This window comes from Novosphingobium sp. 1529 (assembly GCF_040544855.1).
In the GTDB taxonomy this organism is placed as follows: domain Bacteria; phylum Pseudomonadota; class Alphaproteobacteria; order Sphingomonadales; family Sphingomonadaceae; genus Novosphingobium; species Novosphingobium capsulatum.
The window spans coordinates 237,317-259,688 of sequence record NZ_JBEPKW010000004.1; the positions used below are offsets into that span (position 1 = coordinate 237,317).

Annotated in this window: 18 protein-coding genes and 1 pseudogene; 13 read left to right on the top strand and 6 right to left on the bottom strand. The window is 62.9% G+C overall.

All coding sequences use genetic code 11. From position 1 onward, the window contains the following. Window positions 1–198: 198 nt before the first annotated feature. Window positions 199–1,110 (bottom strand): LysR family transcriptional regulator, encoded by a 912-nt coding sequence (locus ABIC78_RS11385; RefSeq protein ID WP_354489731.1) that lies wholly within the window; start codon window positions 1,108–1,110, stop codon window positions 199–201. Between the two features lie 140 nt (window positions 1,111–1,250). On the opposite strand from ABIC78_RS11385, the gene ABIC78_RS11390 reads away from it, so the two are divergent. Next, on the top strand, window positions 1,251–2,246 hold the full coding sequence (locus tag ABIC78_RS11390; RefSeq protein ID WP_216655948.1) for an alpha/beta hydrolase: 996 nt from the start codon (window positions 1,251–1,253) through the stop codon (window positions 2,244–2,246). 111 nt (window positions 2,247–2,357) lie between these two features. Next, the gene (bla, locus tag ABIC78_RS11395) at window positions 2,358–3,185 is read left to right on the top strand and encodes a class A beta-lactamase (RefSeq protein ID WP_216655949.1); all 828 of its coding nucleotides are present in this window, start codon (window positions 2,358–2,360) and stop codon (window positions 3,183–3,185) included. Window positions 3,186–3,268: 83 nt separating this feature from the next. Here bla and ABIC78_RS11400 read toward each other — a convergent pair whose 3' ends face one another. Beyond that, entirely contained in the window at window positions 3,269–3,478 is a 210-nt protein-coding gene (locus tag ABIC78_RS11400) for a helix-turn-helix transcriptional regulator (RefSeq protein ID WP_171792654.1), read from the bottom strand. Between the two features lie 574 nt (window positions 3,479–4,052). Here ABIC78_RS11400 and ABIC78_RS11405 point away from each other — a divergent pair. The 4 genes from ABIC78_RS11405 to ABIC78_RS11420 are packed head-to-tail and all read left to right on the top strand — an operon-like array spanning window position 4,053 to window position 6,730. Continuing rightward, window positions 4,053–4,949 carry an ArdC family protein gene (locus tag ABIC78_RS11405; RefSeq protein WP_354489734.1) on the top strand — a complete coding sequence of 299 codons (897 nt, stop codon included), beginning with the start codon at window positions 4,053–4,055 and terminating at the stop codon, window positions 4,947–4,949. Further along, a complete protein-coding gene (locus tag ABIC78_RS11410; RefSeq protein WP_171792656.1) occupies window positions 4,946–5,221 on the top strand; it encodes a sigma factor-like helix-turn-helix DNA-binding protein in 276 nt (91 codons plus the stop codon). Before ABIC78_RS11405 ends, ABIC78_RS11410 begins: the two co-directional genes overlap by 4 nt. 60 nt (window positions 5,222–5,281) lie before the next feature. Next, window positions 5,282–6,211: a HEPN domain-containing protein gene (locus ABIC78_RS11415; protein WP_171792657.1), complete on the top strand. Its 930-nt coding sequence runs from the start codon at window positions 5,282–5,284 to the stop codon at window positions 6,209–6,211. 60 nt (window positions 6,212–6,271) lie between these two features. Beyond that, the gene (locus tag ABIC78_RS11420; RefSeq protein ID WP_171792658.1) at window positions 6,272–6,730 is read left to right on the top strand and encodes a hypothetical protein; all 459 of its coding nucleotides are present in this window, start codon (window positions 6,272–6,274) and stop codon (window positions 6,728–6,730) included. A gap of 415 nt (window positions 6,731–7,145) precedes the next feature. Here the strand turns inward: ABIC78_RS11420 and ABIC78_RS11425 are convergent, their stop codons facing one another. The 3 genes from ABIC78_RS11425 to ABIC78_RS11435 all read right to left on the bottom strand — a co-directional run bounded on the left by ABIC78_RS11425 (window position 7,146) and on the right by ABIC78_RS11435 (window position 7,954). Next, window positions 7,146–7,313, bottom strand: a complete 168-nt coding sequence (locus ABIC78_RS11425; protein WP_354489737.1) for a DUF6771 family protein — start codon at window positions 7,311–7,313, stop codon at window positions 7,146–7,148. A gap of 76 nt (window positions 7,314–7,389) precedes the next feature. Then, window positions 7,390–7,605: a conjugal transfer protein TraD gene (locus ABIC78_RS11430; protein WP_354489739.1), complete on the bottom strand. Its 216-nt coding sequence runs from the start codon at window positions 7,603–7,605 to the stop codon at window positions 7,390–7,392. Window positions 7,606–7,621: 16 nt separating this feature from the next. Then, entirely contained in the window at window positions 7,622–7,954 is a 333-nt protein-coding gene (locus ABIC78_RS11435; RefSeq protein WP_354489741.1) for a conjugal transfer protein TraD, read from the bottom strand. Between the two features lie 182 nt (window positions 7,955–8,136). Between ABIC78_RS11435 and traA the strand changes: the two genes are divergently transcribed. The 5 genes and pseudogenes from traA (at window position 8,137) to ABIC78_RS11460 (ending at window position 16,408) form a co-directional block, all read left to right on the top strand. Beyond that, on the top strand, window positions 8,137–11,106 hold the full coding sequence (gene traA / locus ABIC78_RS11440) for a Ti-type conjugative transfer relaxase TraA (RefSeq protein WP_354489744.1): 2,970 nt from the start codon (window positions 8,137–8,139) through the stop codon (window positions 11,104–11,106). Continuing rightward, entirely contained in the window at window positions 11,103–11,819 is a 717-nt protein-coding gene (locus tag ABIC78_RS11445; protein ID WP_354489745.1) for a DUF6118 family protein, read from the top strand. Before traA ends, ABIC78_RS11445 begins: the two co-directional genes overlap by 4 nt. A 114-nt stretch (window positions 11,820–11,933) precedes the next feature. Next, window positions 11,934–12,269 (top strand): annotated as a pseudogene (locus ABIC78_RS11450) (Tn3 family transposase); the annotation flags it as partial. A gap of 238 nt (window positions 12,270–12,507) precedes the next feature. Further along, on the top strand, window positions 12,508–14,085 hold the full coding sequence (locus ABIC78_RS11455; RefSeq protein ID WP_354489747.1) for a sulfatase-like hydrolase/transferase: 1,578 nt from the start codon (window positions 12,508–12,510) through the stop codon (window positions 14,083–14,085). Window positions 14,086–14,152: 67 nt separating this feature from the next. After that, entirely contained in the window at window positions 14,153–16,408 is a 2,256-nt protein-coding gene (locus tag ABIC78_RS11460; RefSeq protein WP_354489749.1) for an arylsulfatase, read from the top strand. Between the two features lie 74 nt (window positions 16,409–16,482). Here the strand turns inward: ABIC78_RS11460 and ABIC78_RS11465 are convergent, their stop codons facing one another. Further along, window positions 16,483–17,400, bottom strand: a complete 918-nt coding sequence (locus ABIC78_RS11465) for a LysR family transcriptional regulator (RefSeq protein ID WP_169041289.1) — start codon at window positions 17,398–17,400, stop codon at window positions 16,483–16,485. Window positions 17,401–17,622: 222 nt separating this feature from the next. On the opposite strand from ABIC78_RS11465, the gene ABIC78_RS11470 reads away from it, so the two are divergent. Further along, window positions 17,623–19,923, top strand: coding sequence for an arylsulfatase (locus tag ABIC78_RS11470; protein ID WP_169041290.1), 2,301 nt, complete (start codon window positions 17,623–17,625; stop codon window positions 19,921–19,923). A 74-nt stretch (window positions 19,924–19,997) separates the two neighbouring features. After that, on the top strand, window positions 19,998–22,337 hold the full coding sequence (locus ABIC78_RS11475) for a TonB-dependent receptor (protein ID WP_169041291.1): 2,340 nt from the start codon (window positions 19,998–20,000) through the stop codon (window positions 22,335–22,337). Window positions 22,338–22,372 lie beyond the last annotated feature (35 nt).

The window sequence follows — 22,372 nt, forward strand, 5'->3', positions numbered from 1 at the left end:
CGGCGGTTTTGTCCCAAAACTCCGCCTTGGCTTTTGAATGTGGAAGGATGCGGCCTGAGCTATCTGTCGATGGTGAAGGCAAAAAGGTTCCCGCGCAACCTATTGAATTTTTTCCATCTTGGTCGCATCCGCAGTCGCGTGGCAGTTCAGCACGCCACGCCTGATTCGGGCGGTGTGGAAGAAACCATCCTGCTTGATTTATCTTGATGGATCGCAATGCTCGGCCATCTCCCCCACCAGCCAATCGCGGAAGGATATAAACGCTGCTGTCGGTTCCCGACTACGTAGTCGTGCTATCCAGTAAGAGCCGGTCGAAACGGCCAGCGTAAACGGCTGGATTAGCCATCCACCCTGCAGTTCGGCCTCGAACATTTCCAGCGGTAAAATGGCGACCCCAAACCCGCGCATCGCGGCCTGTGCCATGAGGGCCGACGAGTCGAACATCGGGCCGGACAGGCGCTGGTCAGGCAGACCTGCGGCGGCAAGCCAGGTCAGCCAGTCCTGACCGCGATAGGAGCGCAGGAGCGTCGTATCCCTGAGATCGGCCGGCGCGTGAAGATGCTTGGCAACCGCAGGCGAACATAGCGGTGACAGGGACGCCTGCATCAGATGCGTCGCTTCCAGGCCTCGCCACGCACCGTCACCAAAGCAGATCGCGCAGTCGAGGCTTTCTCCTGCAACATCGACCCGATTGTTATTGGTCAGCAGGCGCAAGTCGACAAACGGATGCAGTTGCCTGAAGCGCTCCATGCGCGGCAGCAGCCAGCCAAGCGCGAAGGTGCCGACGACACTGACGGTCAACACCTCCTGGCGCACCCCGCGATCGAAGCGATCGATCAAACCTGTCACTTGCTCGAAAGCCGCATTCAGCGTTGGGAAAAGCGCCAAACCCTCATCCGTGACGGCAAGCCCGCGCGACGTGCGGCGAAACAGCTTGGCGCCCAACCGGTCCTCCAAGGCCTTCACCTGATGGCTGACTGCACTTTGCGTCACGCCGAGCTCGTTGGCCGCGCTGGTGAACGACAAATGCCGCGCAGCGCTTTCGAACGCGCGCAGGCCGTTGAGGGACACCGGCCAGGCGCCGCCATGAGAAATTCTCTTGTCCGACACGATTTATGATCCTTTGCCAGTCAAGCATCCTGCCAATATCGTTTCCTTTATCGCGGACCGGCAGCGTTTCGCCATGAGATTTTATGCGCCGTGGCGCGCCTGCCGAGCCGCTGTCGTTCAGGGTGTTGAGGGAGACGGGCATGAGCCGATTGAACATCGTACGGCTTTTGGCGCTGGCAGGTGCAGTCTGCATTTGCGCAAGTTCGGCTACCGCGCAGCAAGGCAAGCAGACTTCGCCCCCCGATGGCGCCATCGACAAGGTCGAAATCTGGCAGGCTCCGACAGGATCGCAGCAAATAAACATCTGGCCGGGCGCCGTTCCTGACGGAACTTTCCGGCCCCAGCCCGCCGAAACCGTCAGGACGTACCACGACGTTGCGGCAACTGGTGGTAAGTCACAGGTCGTAATGAACATCGCAGTTCCGACGATGACCATCATCTCGCCCAAGGAGCCGAGGACCAAGACGGCGGTCATTGTCTTTCCGGGTGGTGGCTTCCAGAAAGTCTTCGTCGGCATGGAAGGCACGGAACTATGCGATTGGCTGACGGCCAAGGGCGTTACCTGCATCGTCTCCAAATACCGCGCGCCCGGTGGAAACGACTTCTACGATGCGGAGAAAGACCGCCAGATCACGCCGAAAATTCCCCGCGCCTTGCAGGACGCCCAGCGCACTATCCGCCTGGTGCGCTCAAAAGCCGCGGAACTGGGTATCGATCCCCACCGCATCGGTGTTCTGGGCATGTCTGCGGGCGGCTATCTGGTCGCGCAAACCAGCAATATCCTTGCTCCGACCTACCGCCCGGTCGATGCCATCGACGGGATCAGCAGCCGACCGGACTTCGCTATCGCGCTCTATCCAGGGCATATTTGCAGAGATCACGGAGCGTTTGATCCAAAGCTGCCCGTGTCCAAAGCCGCGCCCCCGCAATTCATCGTCCAGACCTGGGACGACGAGATCGATCCCGTCTGCAACAGCCTGATGTATGCGTCCGCACTCAACAAGGCCGGTGTCCCCACCGAATTGCATCTGTTCGCGCGTGGGGGACATGCTTTTGCTCTCCGCCATCCGAATGACCCCGTCGGCAAGTGGCCGGAACTGGTCGAGCTGTGGCTCAGGCAAATCAACATGCTTTAGCTCCGGCTCCACGACCAGCGCCTTCGCGGCACGGCGCTGGCACCCTGCCCGCCTCGCCATGGACAAAGGCTTTCGACCATGAACTTTACAAGACGATCCATAGCCTTGGGCATGCCGGCGCTGCTGTGCTGGCCCGCTCTCGCCCGGCGCGCCAGTGCCGATCCAATCGCCGAGTATGAACGCACGACCGGAGGGCGGATCGGCGTCTATGCCTTGAACGTCATGACCGGCCAGACATTTACATGGCGTGCGAACGAGCGCTTTATCATGTGCAGTTCCTACAAAGCGTCGCTTGTTGCGTTCGTGCTGGCTCGGGTCGACCGCGGCCAAGAGAAGCTGGACGCGCTCGTGCCCTACACCGCGAAGGATACGCTCGGGTTGTGGGGGCCCATCGCAAAGGAAAACCTCGCCAAGGGCGCGATGACAGTCGCGGCGATGTGCAAGGCCGCTGTGGAAATCAGTGATGGGGTGTGTGCCAACATGCTGATGGCGCGGTCAGGTGGCCCCGCTGCACTGACCGCATTCCTGCGCGCTATTGGCGACACGACGACGCGGGTCGACCATTTCGAGCCAGCGCTCGACCGTGTGCCGTCAGGTGGCCCTGATGATTCGACAACGCCGGCGGCGATGGCCAGCACGCTCCAGAAGATGGTCTTGGGCGATGTGCTGGCCGCCCGATCGAAGGGGTTGCTCACGCGCTGGCTGATCGGCAATCAGACCAACCCCCGATTGCGCGGCGGCCTGCCCCGGAACTGGCGGATCGGCAACAAGACCGGGCACAGCGGGCGGGATATGGCTGGCGACATTGCCGTCGCTTGGCCCCATCCTGAAATGCCGATCGTCATCGCGGTCTATACCCGTGGAGGAAGACCCACCGAGGCGCAGTTCGACAAGGCCTTTGCCGGCATCGGCAGACTTGTCGCATCCACACTGGTCTGACATCGCGCGGCACTCGGTGAGGCCGCGCTCAGACAGAATACCTGCGCGTGTCTCGCTAGCGAAGTCTGCAACAGGGCGCGCTCCTATCGCGCTTCGTCGACCTCGTAGAACATCGGGTTGCGCATCCATTCACGGATAGCAGATTCCCGCCAGCCAGTGCAGCGCGTGGCGATGCGCACCTGCTTGGGAAATGTGCCGGCCTGAATCTTGCGGTAGAGAGTCGCGCGGGTCAGGCCGGTGCGATCGAGCACGGCATTGAGACGCAGAATACGGTCCGGGGGCTGTTCGGTCATGGCTTGGTCTTTCTGTGCTGTGGTTGGTTCTCTTGCTCCTTCCTCGTGAGATTTGCTGGTCTGCGGTCCGCGTCAAGAGTGCCGAAAACGGTGCCAATGCGCCGAATTTACGCCAGTTGACCCCATGGTGTCCGATCTTACTCCAGGCTGCGAAAAAGAAATTTTGAGGCTCGTGCAGATTGTGTCCCAGGCCGTCTCGGCCTGGCCACGCTCTCCTTCCGCTGCGCTTCAGCCGAGCCGGCGCTGCCGTCTCGTCGGTAGTGCCGGTGCGATCGCTGACGCATGGCCCGGCCCTGCTGGCCGGTCCTGTCGGTCCGCCTGTAGCTGCCCTTCGGTTGTCGCCGCGCTCCTTGTGCGCGGCGGCGTTTGCCTCGGCTCCAGGGTGACGGGGGGCGTCACGGCCCTGTAGCCCCGCCGCGACGGGGTGCAACCCGGCCCGCTGCGCGGCTCCGGGTGCTCCACGTTGTTGCGCCCTTCGGTGCACCCCGCCGCTGCTGGCGGGGCTGTTGGTCCGCTCCTGCCGCCCCCCGCCACCCCGGCGCCGGGCCATGGCGGTTTAAGGAGCTTGAAGACCATGAGCACCGTGAACACGAGCGAACGCCAGTCCCTTTATGTCGAGGTGACCTCCCGCATCATTGCCGAACTCGAAGCCGGGCGCCTGCCCTGGGTGCAGCCCTGGGACGCCAGCCGCTGTCCCTGCACGCTGCCCCACAATGCCGGTTCCGGCCGGACCTATTCCGGAATAAACGTTCTCATTCTCTGGACCTCTGCCATCGAGCAGGGCTTTTCCTCGCAGCGCTGGCTGACCTATCGCCAGGCCGAGGCCGCCGGGGGCCATGTCCGGCGCGGTGAGAAGGGTACGGTGGTCTGCTATGCCGATCGCTTCACCCCACGCGAGGAAGCCGCCAAGGCCAGGGACGAAGACCGCGAAGCGCGCACCGTGGCCTTTCTCAAGCGCTTTACCGTGTTCAACCTCGACCAGTGCGAGGACTTGCCCGAAGACATGGTTGCCCCGGTGGTGCCGATTGCGCCCGAGCTGGCGATTGCCGGCGCGGATCGCGTGATCCAGAACAGCGGGGTAACCTTTCGCATCGGTGGCGGGGAAGCGTTCTATTCCCCCACCCATGACGTGGTGCAGGTGCCGCCCCAGGCTGCCTTCCTCGAGCCCATCAACTGGTTCCGGACAGCACTTCACGAACTGGGTCATGCCACCGGCCACAAGAGCCGGCTGGACCGGGACCACACCGGCAAGTTCGGTTCTGCTTCCTATGCAAAAGAGGAACTTGTCGCGGAAATGGCCAGTGCCTTTGCCTGTGCCGCGCTGGGCATTGTTCCGACCGTGCGGCATGCCGATTACATCGGGGCCTGGCTCGAGGTGCTATGCGCCGACGAGAAGGCGATCTTCCGGGCTGCCAGTGCGGCGAGCAAGGCCGCCGACTTCCTGCTGGCCTGTGGGGAGGACCGGTCATGAACCGGCCTCTCCCACCCGAATGGGGCACGCCCGTCTTGCCGCCGATCTCGCCGCGCGCGTTCTGGCGCCGGGGCCAGCGTGGCCTGCGTCGGATGACCAAGCGGCAGCGGGCGATCTTCCGGGCGGTGCGCTTCGAGGGCGCCAGCTATGCCGAGCTGGCCCAGCGCTATGGCATCAGCGTCGAGGTAGTGCAGGCCGAGCTGGCCAAGGCCCTCTCCACGCTGGCCCGTGCGGTCTATGGGCACTGGTGGCAGCGCTGGTGGCCGTGGTGAAAAATTCAGGCCGCCCGATGACTTGCCATCGGGCGGCCACCGCGACAGGGTAGCGATGTCATGCGCAGCGATCTCGACCATCTTCCCGCCAACAAGCAGCGTGAGCTGGAGCGCGTGGTGCAGATCGTCTTCGAGGAATTCGAGGACGCGCTGGCCCTGGCTTCGCACGAGTGGAAGAAGAAGGGCCGCATTCTCAAGGTCATCCTCTACGGCAGCTATGCGCGCGGCGGCTGGGTCGACGAGCCCCACACCGCCAAGGGCTACCAGTCGGACTATGATCTGCTGATCATCGTCAACGACAAGCGCCTGACCGACCGGGTCAAGTACTGGGCCAAGGTCGATGACCGGCTGATGCGCGAGTACGGCATTGCCAGCACGATCAAGACGCCGGTCAATTTCATCGTTCACACCCTGCAGGAGGTGAACGATGGGCTGGCCCATGGTCGCTACTTCTTCATGGACGTGGCCCGTGATGGCATCGCGCTTTACCAGAGCGACGACACCGAATTGCACCAGCCCAAGCCCAAGACGCCGCATGCGGCGCTGGCCATGGCGAAGGAGTATTTTGAGGAGTGGTTTCCTCTGGCGATGCAGCGATTTGAGCTGTCGAAGATGGCCCGTGAGAAATCGTTTCTCAAGCCAGCAGCGTTCGATTTGCATCAGAGCACTGAGTTTCTCTACCACTGTTCTTTGCTCGTGGTGACCTTCTACACCCCGCACGTCCACAATCTGGCGTTCCTGCGCACCCAGGCCGAGCGGCTGGACGTTCGCCTTGTACACGTTTGGCCCAGCGACAACCGCAGGCAGCGGGCTATGTTCGAGAAGTTGAAGGAAGCCTACGTCAAGGCGCGCTATTCCAAGCACTACCGGATCACCGAAGAGGAACTGGCGTGGCTGGGCGAGCAGGTCGAGGAACTCGGCCGCGTGGTTCACGCCATCTGTTCGGAACGCATCGCCCAGTTGGAGGCGACGGCGCGGCAGGCGGGCTAGCGGCCGGCATTTGAAATCGGCGGTCTTGTTGCGGGCGCATCTAAACAAGCGGGGTGAACGATGGAGCAGGCCCTTGTCGCGTCACTCGAAGCGGTGGCGGATGTCATGGAGAACGCCCAGGATCCCTGGTGGATTATCGCGAGTGCGGCGGTCGCGTTGCATGGCGCCGATCCCGGGCCTGTTGGGGACGTCGATGTCCTTCTCAGTCTTCGCGATGCACGGCGCATAATCCCCACGTTGGGCCTTGCCCTTCAAAGCGGCTCTCATCATGCCGAATTCCGCTCGACCATTTTTGCAACCTGGGGCGAGCCGCCACTGCCGGTCGAATTCATGGCCGGCTTCCATCACTGCCAGGGTGGTCGCTGGCGCGCCATCGTTCCGACAACGCGCCAGCGGATCGCGTTGGACGGCAAGACCTTGTTCGTACCCAATCGCGCCGAGCTGGGGAATATCTTGCAGTCGTTCGGCCGCCCCAAGGACCTCGCACGGGCAGCTCGTCTCGCTGCGCTTTCTGCGTGAGGCCTGCCGTCCGCAGTTGCACCGGCAGTCACAAGACGTGTCGCGTAACCTGTGACTGCCGGTACAGCAAAATCTATAGCAGATCGCGCGCATCTGCGAATTGGTTTCCTCCGAAATGGCGATACCGGGAAGAGGCTTGCCGAGCTGTCTATGACAGCAATCCGTTTAACGCCCAATCGAATGACGACGTCTCCATATGCCCGTCTTGTCCGTTGATCAGAATTGGTTCGACGCCGCTTTATAAGTCGGCGAAGAGTTACGGTACGGGATGGTGATTTGAGCGGGTGACGTCCTGCCTGATGTCAGGCTGACATTCAGCAAGCCGCGCGGTCGTCAGCACTGCTATCTGCCGCCAACGTGCCGCTGCGTTGTAGGATGTGCCGATGCGCCGTGGCTACTTGCTTGGCGCTGCTATTCAGTCGTCCGCCGCCTGACTTACCCCAATCGCATCGACAAGCATCGCCGCCAGCGCCTCTTCCGCACGCGCGCGGGCCGCCGGATCCTTGGCAGCCAGATCGTTGCGAAGCCATTGCGGTGCGCGTTCGATGACGCCGAGAATGCGGGCCTTGGTCTTGTCGTCCATGCATGTCCCTATGGCGACGCGGCCGGCGTGGGGCAACTTGCTGGCGATGGATGGTTGAACGCGCGTTGCCCGCTGCTCAGTCTTTGTCGTCGGTATCGGCAAACGCCCGCTGTCCCCGTCGCCGCCACAGCGTGAGTTGATTGCCGGTCTCGTCGGTGCGCAGCTTCGCCGCCGCCTCGACCAGCAGCCCGAGGATCACGGCGCGATCATCATCGGTCAGTTCTATCAGGCCGGCCTTGGCAATGAGCCCACCCAGCTCAATCAACTGCCTTGTCCGCTCTTTCCGCTTCACCTGCCAGGCTCGTGTGTCATGCCGCGCCTGTCGCAGAGCCAGGCGATGGCAAGCGCTGGTCGTGCGGCGTTGCTGATCGCGCGTTGTCGCCAGCGTGTGGGCCAGACGCCTGCTCGGCCCGCTCGCCAGAAAAGAACGCGGCGCCGCGTTTGCGCCATGCCTCCCGTCGTTGCGGATCGGTGATGGCGGCAATCGACAGCAGCGCGCCGGCCAGCTCCTCGATGGTGAGGTTGTCGGCGCCGGTCGCTTCGACCAGTTCGCCGAGCTGGCCCTGCTTGCGTGCCTTGAGTTGCCTGGCCTTGGCGGTAAGCGCCTTGAGGTCCTCGTCATAGTTGCGGGGCTTGCGCATGTCTGGTGTCCTGTGACGGCAGTCTGTTGCGCTGCGAGGCCTTCCAGTTATCGGCCTTGACGATCAATGCCAATTCCCTGAAACCTCATGGGATTCCGCCGTCCCGAGAATGATGAAATCTTTTGAGGGCGCGCTTATACGTCGTGCCGACGTGCGCTTTTAGGCGTAACTAGACGATCGCCATGGCGATCTACCACTTCTCGGCCAAAGTTGTTTCGCGCGGTGGCGGCTCGAGCGCCGTGGCCGCCGCCGCCTATCGCTCGGCCGATCGGCTCTATGACGAGCGGCTCGATCGGCACCACGATTTTTCCAACAAGACCGGCGTCGTGCACAGCGAAGTCATGCTGCCCGATGGCGCGCCAGAAGAGTGGCGCAATCGGGCGAAGCTGTGGAACGCTGTCGAAGCGGTGGAGGTGCGCAAGGACGCGCAGCTGGCGCGCGAAATCGAGTTCGCCATTCCGCGCGAGATGAGCCAGGCCGATGGCATCCAACTGGCGCGGGACTTTGTGCAGAAGGAGTTTGTCGACCGGGGCATGGTTGCCGATCTCAATGTGCATTGGGATGTGGGGGCAGACGGCCTGGCCAAGCCGCATGCCCATGTGATGCTGGGCATGCGCGAAGTTGGTGCGGATGGGTTCGGCGCCAAGGTGCGCGAGTGGAACAAGACCGAGCTCTTGAACCACTGGCGCGAAGCCTGGGCCGAGCATGTCAATGGCCGGCTCGCCCAGCTCGATATCGACGCGCGGATCGATCACCGCAGCCTGGAGGCCCAGGGCATCGCTCTCGAGCCGCAGAACAAGATCGGCCCGGCCGCTGCGCGCATGGCGCAGGAAGGCTTGGTCCGCGAGCGGCTGGAAGAGCATTTTGCCATCGCCAGGAGCAATGGCGAGAAGATCCTCGAAAACCCCGGCATCGCGCTCGATGCCATCACCCATCAACAAGCGACCTTCACGTCCCGCGATCTTGCCACTTTCGTGCACCGGCACAGCGAGGGAAAGGACCAGTTCGACGCCGTGCAGGCGGCGGTGCGCGGTTCGCCCGATCTGGTGCGCTTGGGGCCAGATGGACGCGGCGAAGAGCGCTTCACTTCGCGCGCCATGCTCGAGACCGAACAGCGGCTCGAGAAGGCCACGGCCAGGCTCGACGCGGAGCGCCATCATGGCGTGCCAGCGCGTCATCTGGCGGCGGCGCTGGATCGCGCTGAAGCGCGTGGCCTGATGCTGTCGGTCGAGCAGCGCCATGCGCTCGCGCATGTCGCCGGCGGTAGCGGTATTGCCAGCGTGATCGGCTATGCCGGCACCGGCAAGAGCGCGATGCTCGGTGTGGCGCGCGAAGCCTGGCAGAAAGCCGGCTACGATGTGCGCGGCATTGCCCTGTCCGGTATTGCTGCCGAGAACCTGGAGAACGGCTCGGGCATTGCCTCGCGCACCATTGCCAGTCTCGAGCACCAGTGGGCGCAGGGACGCGAGACCCTTGAACCCAATTCCATCCTGGTGATCGATGAAGCCGGGATGATCGGCACGCGCCAGATGGAAAGGGTGATCAGCACGGCCCAGCAACAGGGCGCCAAGGTCGTGCTGGTTGGCGATCCGCAGCAGCTCCAGGCGATCGAAGCCGGCGCGGCCTTCCGTAGCTTGGCCGAGCGGCATGGCGCCGTCGAGATCACCGAAGTGCGGCGGCAGGCCGAGGAATGGCAGCGCGATGCCACGCGGCAGCTAGCCACCGGCCGGACGGGCGAAGCCATCGAAGCCTATCACGCCGCCGGTCTGGTGGTCGAATCACGCACCCGCGAATCGGCGCGCGATGCGCTGATCGAGCGCTGGGATGCCGATCGGCAGGCCCATCCCGAGGCCAGCCGGCTTATTCTCACCCACACCAATGCAGAATGCGATGAACTGAATGCGCAGGCCCGGGATCGCCTGCGCGATCATGGCACGCTGGGCACCGATGTCGCGGTCGAGACCACCCGTGGCATGCGCTTGTTTGCCGAGCAGGACCGCATCATGTTCCTGCGCAACGAACGCGAACTGGGTGTGAAGAATGGCATGCTGGGCACCATCGAGCGGGTTGATCGCACCGGCATGGCGGTGCGGCTCGACGATGGCCGCGCCGTGGCGTTCGACCACAAGGACTATGCCGACCTCACCCACGGCTACGCCGCCACGGTGCACAAGGCGCAAGGGGCGACGCTCGACCGGGTCCATGTCCTGGCCACGCCAGGGCTTGATCGCCATGGCGCCTATGTCGCGCTCTCGCGGCATCGCGATCATGTCGAGCTGCATTATGCCAGGACCGACTTTGCTTATCGCGAGCGGTTGGCCGCGCGGCTATCGCGCGACCGGTCCAAGGACATGGTGCGGGATTATGCCGGTCAAGCACACGAACGCAAAGCGGAGCCGGCCCTGCAGCCACCAGCCAAAGCAGAACCCGAGCGCAAGCAGGGTCGCTTTGCCGGGCTGCGGCTCAGCGTGCCCAGCTTTGCCAGGCCGCCGACCCAGGACCAGCAGGCACAGCGCGACCACACCAAGCCAGCCTTGGCAGCGACGCAGCACATCGAAGCAAGGCCGAGCCTCGACCAGGCGGTCGAGCGCTATGCCCGCGCCACTGCGGAGATCGACCGCATGACCAGACAGCAGCTCCCCGCGCTCGAATACCAGAAGACCGCGCAGGCCCGCGCCGCCCAGGCGCTCGACGCGCTGCCTGGCGGCAGCGCGCGCGATCTCTACACCGCCTTCCAGCGTAATCCGAGCCTCATGGTCGAGGCCTCCATCGGCCGCACCGCCAATTCCATCGGCGCCATGAAGCTCGAAGCCAAGATCCGCGCCAATCCCGAATTGCGCGCCGATCGTTTCGTCGAGTCCTGGCAGCAGTTGCAGGCTCAGCGCGGCCGTCTCACCGGCAGCAGCAACCGCGAAGCGCAGCAGCAGGTCGAAGGCCAGATGCGCGCCATGGCCAAGGGGCTGGAGAAGGACCCGGCGCTTGGCAGCGCCCTCAGCAAGCGTGGCAACCAGCTGATCGGCAAGCAATGGTCGCGGGAATGGTCGCCGGGCGTCAGTGGCCATGACATCAGCGAAGCGGCCAGGACCAGGTCCATCGCCCAGCAGCTGACCCACTCGCTCGATCGTGGGCGCGATCGGGGGATGGGGCTATGACCAACAAATCCGCTAACCGCGCAAACGCCCAGGCCGACCTCGATCGTCCGGAAGTGGCGTTCGAGGCGATGACCCACAAGCTTGCGGTCCTCATTGCCGCTGTCGAAGGCTTTGCCGCCAGGCAGCAGGAACTGCACAGCCGCGATTACACCCAGGACCTAGCCCGCATCCATGCCTGCCAGGACGACGCAGCCGCCGCGCTCGAGACGCTGGCCAGCAGCCCCGCGCTGCAGCTGACGCCCGAGACCATTGCCGGCCAGATCTATCATGCCACGGCCAGGGCAACTGAGGTTGAACGACAGCACTTCGGCGCTGCGCGGATCGACCTGGATCGCACCGTCCTCACGATCAACGACACCGTGCAATCCATCCTGAGGGGGCTTCAGCAACTGCGTTGGCTGGGTGTCGCAGCGGCCATCGGCGTGATGGCGGGCTTCCTGCTGGGTTGGGCTGTTCCGGACTTCGTTGACCGGGCGGTGCCAGAAGTCTGGCACTGGCCGGAGGAGCGTGCGGCCGGCCTTCTCCAGCGCGATGGCTGGGCGGCGGGGGAGCGGATGCTGCAGGTGTCCGATCCGCAGAGGTGGCAGGCGTTGCGGGGAGCCGCCAGCGTTTGGGCGAGCAACGCTAAGGCGCTGGAGGCCTGCCAGCAGCGTGCAGCGAAGGTCGGCAAGGGCGTGAGCTGCTCGATCTCGGTGGGCGGGCCGCAAAAGTAGGGGCGGGTCTGATTAAGTCCGGGATTGGAGACGGTCCGGTAAGTCGGCTTGGGATGGCCAACTGGCCTTAACCGACCTTCGTTCACCACGGTCAGAATTGGTTCGTGATCGCTGGCAATCCATACTTTCCACCAGGGTCGCGTTCTCGACCGAACCTACGAGGCCCAGCAGTACCGCGCCTCCGGCTGGAACCTCGTCATCGCCGCCATAGTCTATGGGAATATCCTGTATCTCGACACGGCGGCTCGCCACCTGCGCAACGCTGGTGAGGTTGTGCCCCACAACCTTTTGGTCCACACTTCCGCCGTCAGTTGGGAGCACATCGCCTTCTCTGGTGATTTTCTGTGGGACCGAGCTGCGGAAGACACCGGGCCGAAAACCCTCAACCTCTGCGAAGAGCCCCTAACCGGAGGGCGAGTTCTATATTTGTTCTCCCTTGGCGTTGTTTAGAGGGATGCCAACGCTATGTCCTCAACGACCTTCGCAAAATTCAGTTATCCGTATCAGTGATAAGTTATGAGTTATTAGTTCAATAACCAGACGATCTCTTGCTTTTGATTCGGACCTCCCTGACTTCTCGCCTGAATTTTCATCGAAAATTGCAAGACAAAAACGGTAGAACGGGAGATTGCGCATGCGCGTTCGGTCAAAGCTTCGTCTCGCGCTCGCCTCGGCAGCTTCTATTGCGATGGCCAGCTTTGGTCTCGTGCCGCAAAGCGCGATGGCTGCCAAAAAGCCAGCAGGCCACCCCAATGTCCTGCTGATCGTGCTGGATGATGTCGGCATCGATGCGGCCAGCGATGCCTATCCGGGCCTGATCAGGCAATTGAAGCAGCGGTATGGCGCGCAGGGCCTCAAGGATCCGAATTATCGCCTGATCGACGGCAAGCCTGCGTCGACCCCGGTTCTCGACCGATTTGCCGCCCAGGGACTGGCATTTCGCGAGGCCTGGGCGCACCCGTTTTGCTCGCCCACGCGGGCGTCCATGCTGACGGGCCTCAATGCCAACAAGACCGGTGTGCGCGATTACAATAACTATCTGACGCAGCATCACCATTCGCTTGCCCAGGACCTGAAGGCCGCAGGGTACAGCACGGCGATCTTCGGCAAATGGCACATGGCGGGGCTCAATCTCTATCCCGGGCTCAAACCCAAGGAGGCCTCGTTCGATCTGTTCCGCGGCAATCTGAACGGCGCGATCAACGACTACTGGGACTATGACTACCAGGTCCAGGACGAGACCACACCGCCAGACCAATGGCGGACCGAAAAGGTGCCCGTGCGCGCGCTGTCCGGCGTCGCGCCCACGACGTATGCGCCCGTCATCAAAGTGACCGACGCCATCGCTTGGATGAAGCAGCAGCAGGGAGCCGGCAAACCCTGGTTTGCGTGGTTCGCCTTCAATCTCTCGCACATCACCGCCGGACAAAGTCATCCGCCGACGTTCGTTCCCAATGTCGACATGCTGGACAAGGCCAGCCAGGACGAAATGAAAGCCTGCGGCGGGCAATTCGGCACCACCAACCTGGGCCATTGTTCGGCCCCGGCGCTCAACCGGGCGATGATCAATTCGATGGACACCGCCGTTGGCAAGCTGCTCGACGCACTGGATACCATCGATCCCAACACTTACGTCATCATCCTGGGGGACAACGGCACGCCGATGTACGGCAAGCCCAATATCAACTTCATCGACAACATGTACATAAAGCGCGAGGGGCGTGGAAAGGGAACCGGCTACGAGAGCGGGACGCGCGTGCCGGTGTTCGTCCGTGGGCCAGGCATCAAGCCCGGCACGAGCGACGCGGTGGTGCATACCACCGACATGTTCTCCACCATCCTCGATCTCGCCCACGTGCCCGTGCCCAAGACCGTGTCGAACCGCGAGGGGACGGGAATGGTCGAGGTCGACGCGCGCTCGCTGACGCCGATCCTGTTCGATCGCAGTAAGGCCGTGCGCGACCCGGTCTATGGCTACGTCGTATCCGAAACCGCCATCCCGTCGATCACGCCCGAAGGGCGGCCCGGGCCGGTGCTGGAGCAGCAGGTGGCAGTCAAGAATGCCACGTTCAAGGTGTTGTGCATCGAGAAGTCGGGCAAGAAATCCTGCGAATTCTATAATTTGATGCAGGACCCGATCGAGGAATTCCCGCTCAAGATGCCGTCGTCCTGCCCGGCGACCGTCACCATGTCGTTCTCGGCCAAGGACGAGGTTGCCAACTACTGCTTCCTGCGCCAGGCGGTTCGTGACCAGTCGGGGATGTGAGATGACCATGCGAACACCGATTTCCCGTCGCCCTGGTCCCCACAGGCGCCGCGTGGTGGGCGGGGCCATGCTGCTGGCCTCTGCAGCTTTTGCGGCGCTGGCGCTTCCGGTCGCGGGGCTGGCCGCGCCGGCCGGGCCGGATTGGCATGCCTATCCCAAGCCCCCACAGGCTTCGCCGCAGGCACCCAACGTCCTGCTGATCCTTGCCGACGACGTGGGCTTCGGTGCCGCGTCCACCTTCGGAGGACCCATCCCGACGCCCACCTTCGACGCTCTGGCGGCGCAGGGCCTGCGCTACAACGCGTTCCACACGACCGCGATGTGTTCGCCCACGCGTGCCGCCCTGCTGACCGGTCGCAATCACCATGCGGTTGCCAGCGGGTCCATCTCCGACGTCTCGCTCGACGATGCGGGCTACACCTCGGTCATTCCCAAAAGTGCGGCGATGATAAGCCGGGTCTTGAAGATGAACGGCTACGACACGGCGTTCTTCGGCAAAAACCACAACACGCCGGTCTGGGAGAACGGACCCATGGGCCCGTTCGACAACTGGCCCAACGCCTGGGGCTTCGACTATTTCTATGGCTTCAATGCGCCGTACGCAGACCAGTTCAACCCTGCGCTGATCGAAAACCGCAATCCGGTGCGGCCGCCGCACCAGCCCGGTTACATCCTCGACCGTGATCTGGCGGACCATGCGATCCACTGGATCGACATGCAGCACACCCTTCGGCCCGATCATCCCTTCTTTGCCTATCTGGCCACGGGATCGATGCACGCGCCGCATATGGCGCCGACGGAGTGGATCGCCCGCTTCAAGGGCCAGTTCGATCAGGGATGGGACAAGCTGCGCGAGGAAACGTTCGCGCGGCAGAAGAAAATGGGCATGGTTCCGACCGACGCCGTCCTGAATGCCCGGCCCGAGGGACTGCCGGCCTGGAACGACCTGAGCCCCGACATGCAGCGCACCTATGCCAGGATGATGGAGGTCGCCGCGGCCCAACTGGCCTATTTCGATGCCCAGACCGGCCGGATCATCGATGCGCTGCGCGCCTCCGGCCAGTTGGAGAACACCATGGTCGTCTATATCCAGGGCGACAATGGTGCGAGCATGGAAGATTATCGCGGTTCGCACCAAGAATTGCTGACCATCGTCGGCATGGAGGCCAAGGACGCCGACATGGCGCGCGATTCCGATCAGCATGGTGGTCCTGCCTCGTTCGGCAACTACCCGGCAGGCTGGGCATGGGCGACGAACGCGCCGTTCCAGTGGGGCAAGCGCGTTGCCTCGCATCTAGGTGGCTTGCGCGACGGCATGGTCGTCAGTTGGCCGGCGAGGATCAAGCAGATAGGGCAGATCCGCACCCAGTTCACGCATGTCGTCGACATCGCGCCCACCATCTACGAAGCCGCAGGGATCAAGGCGCCCGCCTCGGTCGATGGGGTGAAGCAACAGCCGATCGACGGCACAAGCATGGTCTATACGTTCGACCACGCCGACGCCGCCTCCCGCCATCGCGAGCAATACTTCGAGATGCTGGGCAATCGCGCCTATTACAAGGATGGGTGGATGGCCTCGACGCTACCCGGCAACATGCCGTGGTCAGCCGCCGGCACTGTCGACCCGAAGACTTTCAAGTGGGCGCTCTATGACTTGCACCGTGACTGGTCGCAATCGCGCGATGTCTCGGCGCAGTTTCCCGGCAAGCTGGCCGAACTGAAGGCGGCTTTCGACCGCGCGGCGAGGCAAAATCACGTCCTGCCACTCGATGCCAAGCTGCTGGAGCGCATGAGCCCCACCCTGCGCCCCTCTCTTGTCGCCAATCGAACGACCTTCCGGTACGAGCCGGGTGACACCCGCTATCCGGCCTCCTCGTTCCCGGCAATCGGACCCGGCTGGACCATCGCGGCCACCGTGGCCACGGCAGGAGGCCGGGATAGCGGCCCTATCCTGGTCCAGGGCGACCATTTCGGCGGACAGGCGCTTCTGCTCGACGAAGGCCGGCCTGCCTACCTCTACAGCGTTGGCGACGAACGGAACTTCGTCGTCTTGAGGAGTGCTCAGGCGCTGAAAGCCGGAACGCACCAGATCGAGCTTCACTTTGCGGCCGAGGCGGGCGCGACCGTCCTGCAATTGCGCGTCGATGGCAGCCAAGTCGATCAGGCCCGCACGTCGCTCAAGGTGCGCGGCCATGGCGACGCCTATGTCGGCCGGAACGGCATCGCCCCGTTCAGCTACAATCCTGCGCTGCCGACGATCCCGGACACGTGCGATTGCGAGATTCAGGGGCTGAGCGTCACGCTGCAAGCACCACCGAAATAGGCAAGCAAATTGCGGCCTCGCCTCCTCTCCTCATTTACCGGGTAAACGAGGGGGCCAGGGCGGCAATCCCGGAGTCAGGATTCGGTCGGGCCGATCTGTTCGGAAGCGGCGAATGCATCGCGAAAAAACGCGATCATTGTCTGGAGATGCGGGCTGCGTTCTTCCAAGGAAGTGATCAGGATGTTGTTCCAGTGTCCGATCGGCGGACTGATCACGGCGACGCTGCCCGCCGACAGATAGCGTTGCATGTGCCCCATGAACAGCAAGCTGATGCCCCGGCCTTCGGCAACCCACTCCCCCAGCGTCTCGGGGAACTGCGACCGTGCCGTCACGAGCTTGGGGACGATGCCGTTCTCTGCCAGGGTTCGCTCGATCGCGGTGCCCATTTCCGTGTCTTTCTTCGGCAGCATGAAAGGCAGTTCGTCCAAGGGGACGCCATCGCGAGCGCGCTGCGCTAGCTCGGGAGAAGCAAACAGATACGTTCCCGAACTGCCAAGGACGATGGAACGGATCTTGCTGTCGGACCCCGGCGAATGGCCGCGATAGACGCCGAAATGACTTTTACCCGACCCCACCCTGGCGATGATGTCGGTGGTCTTGTCGACGATGTCGAATTCGATGTCGATATTGGGATGCCGGTCAAGAAATGGCGGTAGTGCAGGCATGATGGAATGCCGCAGGACATAGTTTCGTATCGTTACGTCGAACCGGATTTTTCCGCCTTCTCCTTCCTGTTCGGCCGTCTTGCCCCGAAAGACTCTTGCTGCGTTCAGCGCCGCCCTTGCCTGCTCGAGCAGTGCTTTTCCGGCAGGGGCGAGTTCCGGCGATCTGCCGCGACGCCGCTCGAAAACGGGGTAGCCCAGTTCCTTTTCCAACAACAGGATATGGTTACTCAATCCGGCCTGGCTCATGTCCAGGCGGTCGGCGGTCCTGCGGAAGTTGCAGTCCTCGGCGGCTTCCAAAAACACTTCCAGTCGCCTGAGCGTTGGCACGCCTCTCCTCCTACCGATAACCTTTTAATTGACGGTCTGATAACATGTTGCCCCGTTGCCGTTCAACAAAATGCTACGCAAAATCTCCAAACAAGGACGATGCGAGCGGAGGGGGTGGCACCAAGATGTGCCGCAGCATTTTATGTCCCCGGCGTTTCGGCCCCTAGTATCGGTTCCACGGGAACTTCCGGCCAAGAAAATCTGGCGGACATGGAGAGCGGGATGAAGAAGCGGCGCCTGACCAGGGCGATCAAAGGCGTGGCGAAAACGGCACTGGCTTTTGGTCTTGTTGTTAATGCAGGGCTTTGGGTGCCAGCAACTGCCGCGCCTACATCCGATGGTTTCAAAAACTATCCCAAGCAACCCAGCGCACCGGCGCGGGCACCTAACGTATTGCTGATCATGACCGACGACGTCGGCTTTTCGGCGTCGACCGGTTTCGGCGGTGTCATCCCGACCCCGGTATTCGACAGCCTTGCGCTCGGCGGCTTGCGCTACAACGCGTTCCACACGACCGCGATGTGCTCGCCCACCCGGGCTGCCTTGCTGACCGGACGTAACCACCACGCCGTGGAATCCGGGGCGATCAGCAACCTCGCCACCGATCAGCTCGGCTACACCTCGGTGATTCCCGACAGCGCAGCGACCATCGGCCGCGTCCTCCAGCTGAACGGCTACGACACGGCATGGGTCGGCAAGAACCACAATACCCCGGTCTGGGAAACCGGGCCGACCGGGCCGTTCAACCATTGGCCCAATGCCATGGGCTTCGATTACTTCTATGGTTTCAATGCCGCGATGGCGGACCAATTCTCGCCGGAACTGATCGAAAACCGCAATCCGATAGACCCGCCGGCCAACGATGCGAGCTACAATCTCGATCGTGACCTCGCCGAACATCTGCTGCACTGGATGCAGGTCCACCACACGGTACAGCCGGGCCGTCCGTTCTTCGCCTATTGGGCGCCGGGCACGTTGCACTCGCCGCACCAGGTGAGCGCCGACTGGATCGCGCGCTTCAAGGGCCAGTTCGCAATGGGCTGGGACAAGCTGCGCGAGCAGACGTTCGAGCGCCAGAAGCGGTTGGGCATCGTGCCGGCCAATGCGGTCCTGACCCCGCGGCCCGCGGCCATGCCCGCCTGGGACAGCCTCAGCAGCGAGGAGCAGGCTGCCGCCTCGCGCATGATGGAAGTTGCCGCGGCGCAGCTGGCACAAAGCGATTATCAGATCGGGCGCGTGATCGACTGGCTGAAGGAAAGCGGCCAGTTCGACAATACGCTGATCATCTTTCTCCACGGCGACAACGGCGCGAGCGACGAAAGCATCAACGGCGCAAACAACGAGCTGGCGAGCCTGAACGGCATCGAGCCGACATACAAGGAGGTCGAGCGCAATATCCAGGATCATGGCGGGCCATTCGCCTTCGGGAACTATCCCGCGCCCTGGGCATGGGCGACCAACACGCCATTCCAGTGGGGCAAGGAGGTTGCCTCGCACTTGGGCGGCTTGCGCGATGCCCTGGCGATCAGCTGGCCCGCGCGGATCAAATCCTCCGGCCTGCGCACGCAGTTCGGACACGTGATCGACATCGCCCCGACCATCTACGAAGCCGTCGGGATTAAGGCTCCACTGGCCGTCGATGGCGTGAAGCAACAGCCGATGGACGGCGTCAGCCTGGTCTACACTTTCAACGACGCGGCGGCACCCAGCCGGCATACCGAACAGTATTTCGAGATGCTGGGCAACCGCTCCTATTACAGCAACGGCTGGCTTGCCTCGACGACACCCGAAGTTGCCCCCTGGGAACGCCATCATGCGCCCGTGGACCCCAACAAGTTCCACTGGGAGCTCTATGACCTCAACAATGATTATTCGCAGGCCAACGACGTCTCTGCGCAATATCCGGCGAAACTGGCAGAGCTGAAAAAGAAGTTCGACAAGGCGGCCGTTCGCAACCACGTCTATCCGCTGGGCGCCGACCTGATGACGCGCTTTGCCCCGTCGAACCGTCCCGACCTGCTGGCAGGGCGCGACCATCTGACCTATTATCCCGGCGATACCCGCTATCCCGCCAACAGCTTTCCCGGCGTGAGGCAAGGCTGGTCGGCGACGGCGCATGTGACCGTCGGCAGCAGCGCCGCGCGCGGGCCTCTCCTCATCGCGGGAGATCTTTTCGGAGGGTACGGCCTGTCGCTCGAAAACGGCTTTCCGGTCTTCCTGTACAATCCGACGGGCCGGGAACAGGAGCGTGAAGAACTGTCGGGCAAGGCGGCGCTTCAGCCCGGATTGCACGACATCACCGTGAGCTTTGCCGCCAACCCCGCCGGCGGCGCACAGGCCGCGACGCTGACTTTGTCGGTCGACGGCAAGGCGGTGGATTCGCGTTCGCTTGCCAAGCTCTATCGGGTGTTCGGCAATGCCTATGTGGGTCGCGCGGGGCTTACCGAACTGATGCCGGGCGCGCGCAAGGGCGCGCTCGCCGATGCGACACTGCGTTCCATCGATATCGATCTAAAAAAATAATCGACCAAACTTGAGGGGATTTTGAAATGAAGGCTCTGATTTTCAAGAGCGGTTGCGCGCTGCTGGCGCTTGCCTTGCCGGCACTGGCCCAGGCCCAGGCGAGCGCAGGTGCGGCCGCCGATGCGAAGGTGCAAGCCAGCGCGTCTGCTGCAGCGGCAGCCGATGCACCGCCTGCGATCAACGACATTGTCGTGACCGCGCAGTTTCGCGGCCAGAGGCTGCAGGATACGCCGATCGCCATTACCGCCCTGAGCGGCGATGCGCTGCTGTCGCGCAGCTACAACACGATCACCGATCTCAGCAACAGCTCGCCCAACGTGGTGCTGAAGCCGACCGGATCTGCCTTCGGTCCGGGTGCCGCGATCTTCATCCGCGGCATCGGTCAGGCCGACACGAGCTTCGCCTACGAACCGGGCGTTGGCCTCTATATCGACGATGTCTATCGGGGCGCGGTGTTTGGTGCCCAGCTCGACCTGCTCGATCTCGATCGCGTGGAAATCCTGCGCGGGCCGCAGGGGACGCTGGCCGGCAAGAACTCTATCGGCGGCGCAGTCAAGCTGTACACGAAAAAGCCCAATGGAACCAACGGTGGCTTCATCGAGGCCACGACCGGCTCCCGTGATCGCCTGGATGTGCGTGGTGGCGCCGATCTCACGTTGGTGGACGACAAGCTCTTTGCACGCATTTCCGGGGTTACCCGCCATCAGGATGGGTACCTGACCCGCTATGATTTCGGGTGCCGCAACCCGGCCTATACGGGGGTCGTGCCTTCCCAGGCGGGCAACTCGGGCAATTGCGCAATCGGCCGCGAAGGGGGCACCAATTACACGGCAGCCCGGCTCGCCCTGCGCTGGCTGGCCACGGACAACCTCGAGGTGAATGTCTCCGGAAGCCGGCTTGTCGACGATTCCGAACCCACGGCGACCAAGCTGGTGGCAATTGCAGTATCCCCGGTTCTGACGCCCGGTATTGCCAACCAGTCGATCTTCCTCACCCCGCCAAACGAATACAGCAACTATTCCACCTACCAGACTCCCGCGTTCACCGACGCCGCCGGTTCGCATCCGACCACGGTCTGGCAGCCGAATACCAGACTGCGGACTTGGGATGCTGCCCTGACGCTCGACTGGAAATTGGGCGATGTGGCCATCAAGACCATCACCGCCTACCAGGACATTTCGGGGCGCTATGGTACGGACTTCGATGGCACGCCGTTCGGTATCAACACCAGCACCGTGACCAACGGCCACCGCCAGTTCACGCAGGAGCTGAGGATCAATTCCTCCAGCTTCAACAACCGGCTCGATTGGACGCTCGGCGCCTATTACTACAAGGCGAATAGCTCGATCGTCGGCGGCAACATCATTGCACCAGGTGCACCTTTTGGCTCCGTATTCTATTCGAATGACCGTATTCCGTCGCGCAGCATTTCTGCCTTTGCGCATGGCGTGTTCCACGTAACCGACAAGTTCGACCTGACCGGTGGCATCCGATACACCGATGACAAGAAGGACTACTATTACGAGCGGCAAAATCCTTTCGACATCAGCCAGACGTCCTACACCGCGCAGCGGCTGATCGACGGTGCCGTCGGGCATTTCGCCCGGAGCCGCGTCGATTATCGCCTCAACGCAAGCTACAAGTTCACGTCGGACATCATGGGCTATGCCCAGTTCTCCACCGGCTATCGCGGGGGCGGCGTCAATCCGCGACCGTTCGTCGTGCAGCAGGTGGTGCCGTTCAATCCGGAAACGCTCTCGGCCTATGAAGTGGGCTTGAAGACCAATCTGCTCGACCGGAGGGTGCAGCTGAACCTTTCGGGCTTCATGAACGATTACAAGGATATAATCTTCATGAACACCGCGCCGACGGTCGTCGGCGGGGTCGTCATCACCCCGCAGAACTCGACGCCCACCAACGCCGGCAACGCCCGCCTGCAGGGCCTCGAGGCCGAACTGCATGCGGCGCCGGTGCGGGGGCTGAGCATCGACGCGAGTTTGAGCTACCTCGATTTCAAGCTCAAGAGCATCGGTGCCAACGGGGCGACGATCGCGAACATCACGCTGGCCTCGCAGGCGCCTTTCATCACCAAGTGGAAGGGCAGCCTTGGCATCCAGTACGAAGCGATGATCGGCGATGCCGGCAGCATCACGCCGCGCGTCGATGTTGCCTATCAATCCTCGTTCTTCACCAACATCGACAATAATCCCCTGTCGAACGTCCCAGGCTACACGTTGGTCAATGGCCGCGTTACCTGGACGTCGCAGGAGCACAACTGGTCGCTTGCCCTGGCCGTCACCAATATCGGCGACAAGTTCTATTATTTGAACAAGACCCGCCTGCCGATCGGCATCACGACCGGAACGGTGGCAGCGCCGCGCGAATGGTCGCTGTCGCTGCGCCGGAAGTTCTGATCCGGCCAGCACGCCGGCCCGTCTGTGGACGGGCC